Annotated in this window: 12 protein-coding genes; 5 read left to right on the top strand and 7 right to left on the bottom strand. The window is 51.5% G+C overall.

Annotated elements, in window-relative coordinates; all coding sequences use genetic code 11:
* Nucleotides 1-315 precede the first annotated feature (315 nt).
* From HMF8227_RS04390 to HMF8227_RS04375, 4 genes are all read left to right on the top strand, one after another.
* Complete coding sequence (locus HMF8227_RS04390) at nt 316-843, top strand: cytochrome b (RefSeq protein ID WP_109339029.1); 528 nt, start codon at nt 316-318, stop codon at nt 841-843.
* A 26-nt stretch (nt 844-869) separates the two neighbouring features.
* The gene (locus HMF8227_RS04385; protein ID WP_109339028.1) at nt 870-1,436 is read left to right on the top strand and encodes a YceI family protein; all 567 of its coding nucleotides are present in this window, start codon (nt 870-872) and stop codon (nt 1,434-1,436) included.
* A gap of 246 nt (nt 1,437-1,682) precedes the next feature.
* Nucleotides 1,683-2,342: a 2OG-Fe(II) oxygenase gene (locus HMF8227_RS04380; RefSeq protein ID WP_239421193.1), complete on the top strand. Its 660-nt coding sequence runs from the start codon at nt 1,683-1,685 to the stop codon at nt 2,340-2,342.
* A gap of 194 nt (nt 2,343-2,536) precedes the next feature.
* Nucleotides 2,537-2,980, top strand: a complete 444-nt coding sequence (locus HMF8227_RS04375) for an Hsp20 family protein (RefSeq protein ID WP_109339027.1) — start codon at nt 2,537-2,539, stop codon at nt 2,978-2,980.
* A 67-nt stretch (nt 2,981-3,047) separates the two neighbouring features.
* Here the strand turns inward: HMF8227_RS04375 and HMF8227_RS04370 are convergent, their stop codons facing one another.
* Entirely contained in the window at nt 3,048-4,424 is a 1,377-nt protein-coding gene (locus tag HMF8227_RS04370) for a Type 1 glutamine amidotransferase-like domain-containing protein (RefSeq protein WP_109339026.1), read from the bottom strand.
* Nucleotides 4,425-4,761: 337 nt separating this feature from the next.
* On the opposite strand from HMF8227_RS04370, the gene ppk2 reads away from it, so the two are divergent.
* Nucleotides 4,762-5,532 carry a polyphosphate kinase 2 gene (gene ppk2, locus HMF8227_RS04365; protein ID WP_162558494.1) on the top strand — a complete coding sequence of 257 codons (771 nt, stop codon included), beginning with the start codon at nt 4,762-4,764 and terminating at the stop codon, nt 5,530-5,532.
* On the opposite strand, the gene HMF8227_RS04360 is transcribed toward ppk2, so the two are convergent.
* The 6 genes from HMF8227_RS04360 to dnaX form a co-directional block, all read right to left on the bottom strand.
* Complete coding sequence (locus HMF8227_RS04360) at nt 5,529-6,332, bottom strand: alpha/beta fold hydrolase (RefSeq protein ID WP_162558493.1); 804 nt, start codon at nt 6,330-6,332, stop codon at nt 5,529-5,531. The genes ppk2 and HMF8227_RS04360 overlap by 4 nt on opposite strands.
* 49 nt (nt 6,333-6,381) lie before the next feature.
* Complete coding sequence (gene adk, locus HMF8227_RS04355) at nt 6,382-7,026, bottom strand: adenylate kinase (protein ID WP_109339023.1); 645 nt, start codon at nt 7,024-7,026, stop codon at nt 6,382-6,384.
* Nucleotides 7,027-7,243: 217 nt separating this feature from the next.
* Nucleotides 7,244-9,166, bottom strand: coding sequence for a molecular chaperone HtpG (gene htpG / locus HMF8227_RS04350; protein WP_109339022.1), 1,923 nt, complete (start codon nt 9,164-9,166; stop codon nt 7,244-7,246).
* An 84-nt stretch (nt 9,167-9,250) separates the two neighbouring features.
* On the bottom strand, nt 9,251-9,850 hold the full coding sequence (gene recR / locus HMF8227_RS04345; protein WP_109339021.1) for a recombination mediator RecR: 600 nt from the start codon (nt 9,848-9,850) through the stop codon (nt 9,251-9,253).
* Between the two features lie 71 nt (nt 9,851-9,921).
* Nucleotides 9,922-10,248, bottom strand: coding sequence for a YbaB/EbfC family nucleoid-associated protein (locus HMF8227_RS04340; RefSeq protein ID WP_109339020.1), 327 nt, complete (start codon nt 10,246-10,248; stop codon nt 9,922-9,924).
* A gap of 33 nt (nt 10,249-10,281) precedes the next feature.
* The gene (dnaX, locus tag HMF8227_RS04335; protein ID WP_109339019.1) at nt 10,282-12,552 is read right to left on the bottom strand and encodes a DNA polymerase III subunit gamma/tau; all 2,271 of its coding nucleotides are present in this window, start codon (nt 12,550-12,552) and stop codon (nt 10,282-10,284) included.
* Nucleotides 12,553-12,556: the final 4 nt, after the last annotated feature.

Below are 12,556 nucleotides of genomic sequence, written 5' to 3'. Positions count from 1 at the left end.
TGAGTCATCCTCACTACCGGGCCTGATTTTTATACCTGCCGGGTGGACTAAAGTCCAATTCAGCGGTACGAACCGGACAAAATCCGCTCGATAACAATGCCTTACCGTACTCCAGAAGACAACAGTCCCAGCCATATAAAAGCGACAGGCCGACAATCTTATGCGTTTAGGCTATCAATATAGCCCATGACTGTCAGTAACTGTTCGCGCCGCAACCATTCGACTAAAACGAACAGTATAAGCCATTATTAGCCATTTATTTTTGCTTAAATGTTTTCTAAGCTGCCAATACGTTGATTCTGGAGAAAAAGTTCTATGCAGGAAAGCAGCTGGAGCTGGTTGATCATCGGCATTCACTGGATCACCGCCATCGCGGTTATCGCTTTGTTTGCAGTCGGTTTGTGGATGGTGGATCTGAATTATTACAGTGACTGGTATAAGACTGCGCCCCATTACCACAAGAGTGTGGGGTTGCTATTGGCGTTGCTAACACTCATTCGCATGCTGGTTCGCTGGCTCAAGTCTCGCCCCCAACCTCTCGGTGCCGCTTGGGAGCAACGGGTATCCTCGCTAGCCCATGCAATGATCTATCTGCTGCTGTTGGGATTATTTATCAGTGGCTATCTGATATCGACCGCCGATGGTCGCAGCATCGATGTGTTTAACTGGTTTACCATACCCGGCGCTGGATCCTTGATAGAACGCCAAGAGGACCTTGCTGGCGAGGTGCACTTTTACCTGGCCTGGACATTGATCATTCTGGCCGGACTACACGCTTTAGCGGCGTTCAAGCACCACTTTTGGGATAGGGACGCCACGTTGAAACGCATGTTAAAACCTTAACTATTAAACCCTGAGGAGATACTACGATGAGAAAAACTCTGATTGCGGCCAGTCTGCTGGCTCTTGCCCCACTGACCAATGCCGCCGACTATGTCATTGACAGCAAGGGCGCGCATGCTTCCATAAACTTCAAGATTCAGCACCTGGGTTACTCTTGGCTGACCGGTCGTTTCAACGACTTTGAAGGAAAGTTCAGCTACGACAAGAAAAACCCTGAGGCCGCCAGTATTACGGTTAAAATCAACCCCGCTAGTGTTGACTCTAATCACGCCGAGCGCGACAAGCATCTGCGTGGCGAGGACTTCCTGGACGTAGAAAAATTCGACAGTGCGAAGTTCGCCTCAACTGAGATCGAGGATCTGGGCGATGGCAAGCTACGTGTCAAAGGCGACCTGACCCTGCACGGTGTGACTAAGCCAATCACCATCAAGGCCAAGAAAGTCGGCGAAGGTGTGGATCCCTGGGGCGGCTATCGAGCTGGCTTTATGGGTAAAACCCGCATTGCCCTTAAAGACTTTGGCATAGACTACGATCTGGGTCCGGCGTCAACTCATGTTGACCTGGAGCTGCATGTGGAAGGTGTTCGCCAGTAATACCTGGCTGGCAACGTGCTTTCCGTTGCCAACAAGACATAAGAAAGCCATTAGTCTCAGTCCTTGTTCGGCATGGAAGCCGCACAGTAGTCTCATGGATGGGTGTACGGCGAGCCTGAGAATAGTGGCCTTTTTGTGTTTAAGCCCGAGTCAACGACAAAGCCATTTCGCCAAGCGAAATAAAGATGACTTTTTCAGAGAAACAGGGTAAAACTGCGCTCCCTGTGATTTGATGGTTTTCCGCCCGTGAGCGCGCTGACTCAGCCCCCCTTGCAACTTAATGAACACGCCTTTGATGTCATTGCCGACGCCTTAGTCGACAAAGGCTATGCCGTATTGCCAAATTTCCTGCCAATCACTCTGGCAGAAGGCTTACTGCAGGAACTCAAAGGCTATCAGGAGGAAGACTTCAAGCGCGCAGCTATTGGCCGGCTTCGTGATGAACACCGAAACCAATTTGTACGCAAAGACAATATCCGCTGGTTAACGCCCAAGCGCACCCACCAACAACAATTTCTGAGTCTGATGGACAGCCTTAAAAGTGCGCTTAATCGCCGCCTGTTTATGGGATTGTTCGATTACGAGTGTCATTTTGCACACTACCCGCCTGGCGCCTTTTACAAAAAGCACCTGGACGCCTTCAAAGGCCGCACTAACCGGGTACTGAGCACCGTGTGCTACCTGAATCCAGGCTGGCGGCGTGAAGAACAGGGTCAGCTAGTGATCTATGATCCAGATACAGATCAGACTCTGCTGAAAGTCACACCGCTATTCGGGCAAATGGTGATTTTCTTAAGCGAACAATTTCCTCACGAAGTCCTGCCCGCTCAACGGGATCGTTACAGCATCGCAGGTTGGTTCCGGGTGAACACCAGTATCAACGGCATCATAGACCCATCAAAATAACTTATCTTTCAAAGCGTTAAAGAAAATATAGAAATTTTTTTTGCGTCAGGACTTGGAAAGCTTCCCCCCACCCTTATTTAGTTATTGTCGATGCCGGAAGGGTCGACAATAACAGTCGGGACCAGCCCGGCTAGAACTGCCGCCGATAATTCGGGGCTAACAATCACATATTGCTTATTATTGAGGATATGACTATGCGTAATATCGATCTATCTCCACTATACCGTTCATTTATTGGCTTCGATCAACTGGCTTCCATGATCGACGCTGCAAGCCGCAATGAGAAACAACCAACGTATCCGCCTTACAACATCGAGTTGTTGGAAGAGGACAAATACCGCATCACTATGGCTGTAGCTGGCTTCGAAGACACCGAGCTGGACATTCAGGTGCATGAAAACACCTTACAGGTGACCGGCAACAAGCCCGGTAAAGAAACCGAGCGAAAGTTCCTGCACAAAGGCATTTCCGAGCGCAATTTCGAGCGTAAATTCCAGTTAGGTGAACACGTCAAAGTTGTTGGTGCCGATCTGCGTAACGGTCTACTGCACATCGATCTGGAGCGTGAAATTCCGGAGGCGAAAAAGCCCCGTAAGATTGAAATTGGCGGACAGCTGTTGGAAGACACCAGCAAATAAAGCCTGACTCTTTGTTTCCCTGTTAGAAAACGGGCTGGTGGTGACCAGCCCGTTTTTTTATTAGTGATTAATAGGGATTAGAGGGATTATAGAAGTCCGTTACTGTGCCATCGATATCCAAACGGATAGGCGTCACATTGGTCGCGCCGGTCAGGATATTAAACCTATCACCTGCTGTGATGTAGTAGCGCAATAGATCATCGATGATCACCGGCTTCCCGCACTCGGTTTGAGTAAACTGAGTCTGGGTATCGGCTTCCAGAATATAGGCTTCATAGTTGCCATCCACCACACCTTCACCGTTTTCGGTGAAAAACACAGACGTTTGCTCTGACACACCAATAGCACGCTTATCGCCACCAACATGAGCCAGGAAGACCGCCATACGTCCCATGCGATCACGCTCGTAGAAATGGGTATCTGTAATCAGGTTCTGCATGATATCAGTACTTAAGAAGTTGTTGCTGATATTGATGGATTCATGACAGAAGTCTGCAACCACCTCGTTACTCACTGACCCCAGAACCCCATCGGGATCATAGATATACTGGCTTTGCACTGCATTCCCCGCGGAAGTGCCCCCTAATACGCCGTTTTTAGCGTAAACATGGTCTATGGCGTCTTGAACCTTAGTTCCTTGCCAGTGGTTCAGGTATGCCGACTGGTCACCGCCGGAGATCCAGACAAACTCAGCACTGCGAATCGCCCAATCCACATAGTCAGAGTTGGCTTTCGCCTGAGAGTCGATGATCAGTGTTTCCACGGAATCAGCGCCGGTCAGGTTCTGCAGGTAGATATTATAAGCGTCGGTCCCTGATGCACGCAGCACCACAATATCGCCGCCATTAATATGCGGCTGTATGCGGTTACTAAAGGCATCATCCACATCGGTGCCACCGCCCATTAGCAAGACGCCGGCCTGGTCACCCAGCGTTGGGCATACGTCTACGTCATTGCCGACTATGGATGCCGTCAAATCACTGGGCTTTGCAGGGCGAGTACCATAGGTTGTGCAAGCCTCAGGTTGCCCCCCCGTATTGCCATCAGGAAAGGTGATATTAAGTTGGTAATTCCCGGTACCACTGTAGCGGGTTACCTTGATAAAGTGTTCGCCGGCAATCGCCTGATAACTGCCTTCTTCCGGATTGTTGCTGGTGGCACCGCTCAGCACCGCCGAGCCTGTCACTTCATAAAGATCCCAATCAAAATCGTCACCGGAATCATGACTTAAAGACACATCAATAGTGCCATCCGAGGCCAGCGTGAAGGAGTACCAGTCCACGTCCTGTCGGGAATCGATGCTTGCCGAAACCGCAGTATCGGAACACAAACCAGTGTTAGCGTCAGATTCGGTGTCGTTGGTTTCGGTTTCTGAGGTAAGACATGCCGAAGCATTAAAGCTGAATGACATCAGCAAAGCTGCGGCTAAAGTTGTGTGCTTCATACAAAGCTCCTGTTTTATTTTTGTCACATGGAGACACCACCACGATGGTGATGCGGGATCAGTGCCGGGGCACCAAACTAAAAAAGAGAGTTAAGCGGGGAAATTACTCGTCAAACCACTCGGACAGGTGATAGTCCGTCGAGCAAGGATGTGTGGGCCGTCCTGGCTCGAAAAACGCAATTTGAAACATGAAATTAACAGAAGAGTTACTAATATTACAGTTTGCTTACCATGCCAATTTGATCAGGGCTTTGCAACAACTTGTCACAGAGTGCAAAGGTTAGACATTGAATTATAATAAAAAATAACCCTTTCAGAGGAGCGGGGCCAGAAGCAATTGGACGATAAAAGTCACCGTCAGCAGCTCAAACAGCGTCAAACCCAGTTGGTTCACTTCCAGCAGTGGGTCAGAGATACCCAGCAAAAAGTGGTTATTTTGCTTGAGGGACGAGATGGCGCCGGAAAGAGCAGCATGATCCGAACCATTACCCAGCATCTGAACCCTCGCTTTTACCGAGTTGTGGCACTGGATAAACCAACGCCGCGGGAGCAGAGCCAGTGGTACTTTCAACGCTACCTGAAACACCTCCCGGCCAGCGGTGAAATCGTCTTGTTCGACCGGAGCTGGTATAACCGCGCCGGAGTCGAGTCGGTGATGAACTTTTGTAGTCAGGAACAGCTTGAGCAGTTTTTACAAACCGTTCTTTTGTTAGAACATAGCCTGGTCAATGAGGGGCTGAAGCTGCACAAATATTTCTTATCCATTTCACATCAGGAGCAGGCTAAGCGGTTTGAGAGAAGACTGAAACACCCAAGGAAAAACTGGAAGTTCAGCCAGATGGATGTAGTCAGCCGACAACGCTGGAATGACTACAGCGAAGCCTATTCAAGGATGTTTCAGAACACCCACAGCACCGTGGCTCCCTGGACAGTGATCGAGTCTGATCACAAGCCTTTTTCCAGACTAACACTGATCGACCACTTTCTTAGGCAATACGAATTCCCAAAGCAGCCAGCTTGCGACGCTCACCAAATCACCAAACTGGCCACTGATTCGCTGCAAAACATCCATTATGGACCGGCAGATGTACTCTCTGACAACGACTAATAACGTGCTGGATGGCTGCTAATGCTATCCAGGAAACAGAGTATGTGTTTGTTAACAGCCTCGCTATGGCTGATCGGCGCCATATGACCACCAGGAGTGAACGTAAATCGACAGTCAGGCAGAGTGTGCGACAGTGCCTTCGCCACGGCACGGCTGGATCGGCGACTTTGCTCACCAGCCATAAGCAAACAGGGCAAGGTCAACGCCCGATAATCGGTCAACGTGTACCCTTCACCGATAAGTCCTTCGAAATCCTGTCGGACCTTGGGTACCTGAGCAGCCATTCCAGCCTGCAACCTCTCCGGCAAAGCGGCAAAATAGCCTTTACCGTTCCAGTAATCCACAAACTGTTGTGCCGCCTGAAAGTTATCGGCCTGTGTCATCTGGCCTGAGATGCTCAGCACTTCCGTAAGGCCTTCACTGTCAGGATTTAACAGGTGAAAGGCCACCGGCTCAAATAATGCCATAGACTCTACTCTGTCTCCTAGCTCGTAGGCCAGCTTCAGAGCCACCGCACCGCCAAAAGAATGGCCCACCAGAGTGAAAGACTCAACCTCATAATCAGCCAGTATACCTTCGATGCGCTGTACTTCCTGAGCGAGGGAAAATGGACGCTCTTTATCGTGGGGCGCTGGCGCCTGACCATAACCGAGCAGATCCAAATTCAATATGCGCCAGTGGCCCTGCAACTCGCTGATCAAAGCCTGCCACTGGCGAGCGCTGCTCAAAGAGCTGTGTAGCAAGACCACCACAGGTCCGTCGGGCCTGCCGTTTTCATACACTCCGGGAAATAGAGACATAACGGATGCAGACAAAAAAACCCGGCTAAGCCGGGTTTTAAATACTGAGTTAGTCCAGAAGCTCGGCCAGTTCCTGACTGACCTGTTCAACCGGCTTGGTGCCATCCACTTTGTGGAACTGACAATTTCCTGCTTCAGCTTCTTTCTGGTAGTAACTGACCAAAGGCTCGGTTTGCTCATGGTAGACGTTTAAACGCTTACGCACGGTGTCTTCGCGGTCATCATCGCGGATCACCAGTTCCTCGCCGGTTTGGTCGTCTTTGCCTTCCTGCTGCGGCGGGTTGTACTTCACGTGATAAACACGGCCCGAAGCGGGATGCACGCGACGTCCGCTCATGCGCTCCACGATCACCTCATCATCCACATCGAACTCAATCACATGATCGATGGCGATATTGTGCTCTTTCATGGCATCGGCTTGCGGGATAGTGCGCGGGAAGCCGTCCAACAGGAAACCGTTGGCGCAGTCGTCCTGAGCGATGCGCTCTTTCACGAGGCCGATGATCAACTCATCGGATACTAGCTTGCCCTCGTCCATAACTTGCTTGGCTTGTAAGCCGAGTTCGGTACCTGCCTTGATGGCTGCCCGTAGCATATCGCCGGTCGAGATCTGTGGAATGCCGAACTTACCCATCAAAAACTGGGCTTGAGTGCCTTTACCGGCACCTGGCGCGCCAAGAAGAATGATGCGCATACCGTGTCCCCTTGCGTAATCAGTGATCAGTTGAAAGTAAAGTTGGAACTTTACACATTCGGTATTAAGGATACAAGGCGTACCACTTCAGTATTAAGCGACTTGGACTAAAGTTTAACCAGCGATACCACTCCTTAACGACTTTTAGCCTTAATGAGCGATGAGAGACCTGATGGAGTGGGATTAAAAAAGGCGGGCTCAGTGGCCCGCCCTGTTGTTACTTAAGCAACGTCATCAGTAACTGATTGACCTTTTGAACATACTGAGCAGGATCTTTCAGACTGCCCTGTTCGGTGAGTGACGCCTGGTCAAACAATACTTCGGTGAAGGCCTTAAAGCGCTCTTCATCCTGAATGTCCGACAGGGTTTTCACCAGCTCATGCTCCGGATTCAGTTCGAAGTGGTATGCCACCTCAGGGACGGGCTGACCGGCCGCCTGCATCAACTTCACCATCTGGGTGCTCATGCCATGCTCATCGGCCACTACGCACGCTGGCGAATCGGTCAGACGATGACTGAGCTTAACTTCCTTCACTCTTTCGCCCAACACGTCTTTGACGCGCTTTTCGATGCCCTCGACCTGTTTTTCCGCCTCTTCCTGAGCCTTCTTAGTGTCTTCATCATCCAGGTCACCCAGATCCAGATCGCCTTTGGTGATGGATTGGAAAGACTTCTCCTGATACTCATTCAGATGGGACATCAGCCACTCGTCGATGCGATCGTACATCAACAGCACTTCGATGCCCTTCTTACGGAAGATTTCCAGATGCGGGCTGTTTTTGGCCGCCAGGTAGCTGTCGGCGGTAACATAATAGATCTTGTCCTGCCCGTCTTTCATGCGTCCAATGTAGTCGTCCAGCGATACGGTCTGAGCGTCACTGTCCTCATGAGTGGAAGCAAAACGCAGCAGACCAGCAACCTTCTCTTTATTGGCAAAGTCTTCCGCCGGGCCTTCTTTGATCACATTACCAAACTCGTTCCAGAAGCTCTGGTATTTGTCGGCATCGTTTCTGGCCATGCGCTCCAGCATGGTCAGCACACGCTTGGTACAACCCTGACGGATGGCCTGAGTAATACGGTTGTCTTGCAGAATCTCGCGGGACACATTCAGCGGTAAGTCTGAGCTGTCCAGCACCCCTTTTACAAAGCGCAGGTAGGTGGGCATAAACTGCTCGGCGTCGTCCATGATAAACACACGCTGCACATAAAGCTTAAGACCGTGGTTCTGCTCCCGGTTCCAAAGGTCAAACGGCGCCTTGGACGGGATATAGAGCAGGCTGGTGTACTCGGTCTTGCCTTCAACCTTGTTGTGTGACCAGCTTAGCGGGTCACCAAAGTCGTGAGAGACGTGCTTGTAGAATTCTTTGTATTCTTCATCGCTGATCTCCGACTTATCGCGGTTCCACAGGGCAGTGGCCTTATTCACGGTTTCCCAGTGAGCGGGCTGCTCGGGGATCTTCTCACCGTCCGGGCCGTCGCGCTCAGGCTCGGCCTCTTTATACATTTCCACCGGGATACTGATGTGGTCGGAGTATTTGTTGACGATGGAGCGCAGGCGCCAGTCGTCCAGGAACTCTTTTTCGTCGTCTCTCAGGTGCAGGATGATCTCGGTACCACGATCGGCTTTCTCAATGTCGGCGACGGTGTACTCGCCCTCACCTTCACTGATCCATTCCACCGCTTCATCGGCTTTATGGCCCGCCGCCCGGGTACGAACAGTGACTTTGTCTGCGACGATAAAGGCCGAATAAAAGCCCACACCGAACTGACCGATAAGCTGAGAGTCTTTCGCCTGGTCGCCAGACAGCTTACTGAAGAACTCGGCGGTACCCGACTTGGCGATGGTCCCAAGATTCTGGAGTACCTCGTCGCGGGTCATGCCGATTCCATTATCACTAATGGTGACGGTACCGGCCTCTTTATTGGCGCTGATGCGTACTCGCAGATCGCCGTTATCCTCATACAGGCTGTTATCCGACAGCGCCTTAAACCGCAACTTGTCGGCGGCGTCGGCGGCGTTGGAAACCAACTCACGCAGGAAAATCTCTTTGTTGGAATACAGGGAATGAATCATCAACTGAAGCAGTTGCTTTACTTCAGTCTGAAAACCGTGCGTTTCTACATGGGCTGCATCGGCCATAGAAAGCTCTCCTAGTTCATTATCAATACTACGAACAGGGAGATAGGGGCAGGCAGGGCAATTTCAACCTCACCAGACTAAAAATTATAGTTCCCGCCGACCCGAGAAAGCGTGCACCAGGGTAGAGCCGTCCAGATACTCGAGTTCACCGCCCACCGGCACTCCCTGAGCGATGCGGGTGGTTTTAATTTCCCGCTCCTGACAAAGCTGATGGATATAGTGAGCGGTGGCTTCGCCTTCCACTGTCGAGTTAGTGGCCAGGATCACCTCTTGAGTGTCCGTGTCATCCAGCATACCGGCGAACACATCCAGACCAATATCCTTAGGGCCTATCCCATCAATGGGTGACAGATGCCCCATCAACACAAAATACAACCCCTGATACTGCGAGGTTTGTTCAATGGCCAGCACATCCTGGGGCGACTCCACCACACAAACAGTGCCGCTGGCCTGGCGCTTGGAGCTGGCGCAGATATCGCACAGGTCAGACTCGGTGAAGGTCCGGCACTGACGACAGTGCTGAATATGTTCCATGGCGTTACGCAGCGCGTCAGAGAGCTTAAGCGCGCCTTCACGGTTACGCTCCAGCAAGTGAAACGCCATACGCTGCGCCGTCTTCTGCCCCACACTGGGCAGAACCTTGAACTGTTCAATCAACTCATCGAGTAAGGGGCTGAATTTCATAATACTTAGTACCGAAGTAAAAACGGCTGCCCAGGGCAGCCGCAAAAATAGGTTGTCATCAACAATGCCAGTTAGAACGGCATGTTCATGCCTGGGGGGAGTTGCATCCCACCGGTAACCGACTGCATTTTTTCCTGACTGGTTTCCTGCACCCGACGCACCGCGTCGTTAGTAGCGGCCGCCATCAGATCTTCGATCATGTCTTTGTCGTCTTCCATCAGACTTTCATCGATATGCACCCGACGCACGTTGTGGTTGCAGGTCATAGTAACCTTGACCAGTCCTGCTCCGGCTTCACCAGTCACTTCCAGTTCGGCCAACTCCTGCTGGGCTTTCTGCATCTTTTCCTGCATTTGCTGGGCTTGTTTCATGATGTTGCCCATTCCGCCTTTAAACATAGCTACCTCTTTTATTCAGTTTACTGCTTTATTTTATCTGGGTTGAACGCTGTCGGGAATCACTTTCGCGCCGAAAGTCTCCCTCAGGTTCGCTACCCCCGCATCTTCGGCAATGACCGTCTCGGCATGAGCCTGTCGCATTCGCTTGATATGGTAATTCAGCGCAAACGGTGTATTCAGGGTTTCACCAATATTGACACTCACATGCACCGACTGGCCCATATGCTCAGAAAGGGTTAGGGTCAATTGCTCCAGAGTGTCCTCCCGCAGCAAGTGTTCCTTGGCCGAATTCAGTGTCAGCCGAAAGCTATTATCCTGACGCTGACAATTAGAGTGCAAGGCCACCTGCTTCGGCAGCGCCATTAAACCACTGTCTTCAATAAGCCTTGCCCAGGCATCCAGCTGACTGGCATGAAGTACCTTTTCACCATTATCCAAGAAGGCTGTTAAGGTTTTATCGATGGCCACTACTTTTGGATCATCGTCCCCGTCATCGGCCGACCAACTATCCGGCTCCGGCTGCGAGGTCTTCATGCCCGCGCCTTCGGAGGAAGAGTGCCTTGAATCATGTTGTGGCTGCTCAGCAGTTACTGCCTCTGGCACTGCAGGCGTGTCCGGGTCAGGCTGAGAGAAATCGACTGGCGCCGACTGCCCGCCAAAGTCAGACTCCCCCATAGGCGGTAAGTCATCATCGGTCCAGGGCGGCGCTTCATCATAGGGCTGATACTGGTGCGCTTCCTCTGACGGTTCAGCGGGTGTTCCGGTGGCTTGTGGCTCAGTTTCAGCGTTGTTTTCTGGTTCAGGTGATGGAGCCGGGGCCTTAAGTACCTGTTTCGTCGTAATTTCAGTCGACGCGTCCGAAGACTTGGATTCGCTGACTGGTTCGCTTTCTGCGTCGTTGCCGGACTGCAACAGACGGGCACGCAGATTCAGAATCTTAGCGGTCTGGCTCTCTGGCTCTGGCTCTGGCTCTGGCTCTGGCTCTGGCTCTGGCTCTGGCTCTGGCTGTTCAGTGTGAGAGTTCGGCTGTGCTGCGGTCAACGGTGACTGCAATTTATCAGACTCCGCCCAGATGGCATCTTGCTGAGCTTGCAGTCGCTCCAGTTCACTACTTTTGACGCTGTCGCGCTCGTCGGCTACTGCATCATCCTTGGAAACAGCTTCGCTTTGATAAGCCTGTTTTGACAGCTCATCTAGCTTTTGCGGAGTTTTTTTTTCAGCCTTTGGCGTAAAAGCCAACATACGCAATAGCGTCATTTCCAGACCACTTCTGGGGTCGGATGCGAAGGGGAGATCTTTTCGACCCTGCAACGCAATTTGATAGAAGAGCTGTACCTGCTCGGCAGGTAACATCTTAGCAAGTTGATAGATGGCCTTGGCGGTAGCCGTTTCCAGTTTGCAGCTGTCCGGTACCAACTGCGTCAATGCAACTTGATGTAACAAGCTCAGCAAATCCGCTAACAGCTGGTTGTAATCGGGCGCCTGAATCGACAGGGCATCCACCTGCTGCATCACCTCATCGGCGTCGTTTTGAGCAACGGCATGCAACAGCTTGAGAATCTGATTGCGATCCATCAGCCCCAGCATATCCACCACCACCTTAACGGAGACGTCACCGCCGCTTTGGGCTATGGCCTGGTCGGTGAGGCTAAGACCGTCGCGCATACTGCCCTGAGCCGCTCTGGACAACTGAGCAATGGCCTCGCTCTGATAGCCAATGTTTTCCTGTTCGAGAATGTATTTCAGCTGCTGTCCTATCTGCTCTCGCGATAAGGCTTTAAGGTTAAACTGCAAACAGCGTGACAAAATCGTGACTGGCAGTTTCTGTGGGTCTGTTGTAGCTAAAAGAAATTTTACATGCGGTGGCGGCTCTTCCAGTGTTTTGAGAAGCGCATTGAAGCTATGCTTGGAAAGCATATGTACTTCGTCAATCAGGTAAACCTTGTAGCGACCTCGCGTCGGACTGTACTGAACATTGTCCAGCAGCTCACGAGTGTCCTCCACCTTGGTACGGGAAGCCGCATCGATCTCCAGCAGATCCACATAATTGCCGCTATCGATCTCGACACATGTATGACATTGGCCGCAGGGGGTTGATCCCATGCCCTGCTCACAGTTCAGACTCTTGGAGAATATACGGGCAATGGTGGTCTTTCCCACACCCCGGGTACCGGTAAACAGATAGGCATGATGCAGGCGATCGGTGTCCAGCGCATTACTAATGGCTTTCACCACATGCTCCTGCCCTACCAACTCACCGAAGTTGGCAGGCCGCCATTTCCGGGCCAGAACTTGATATCCCATCGCC

It is taken from the genome of Saliniradius amylolyticus, from assembly GCF_003143555.1.
GTDB classification, from domain to species: domain Bacteria; phylum Pseudomonadota; class Gammaproteobacteria; order Enterobacterales; family Alteromonadaceae; genus Saliniradius; species Saliniradius amylolyticus.
The sequence above is the reverse complement of the archived record's forward strand: the minus strand, read 5'-3'. Positions and strand labels throughout refer to the sequence as shown.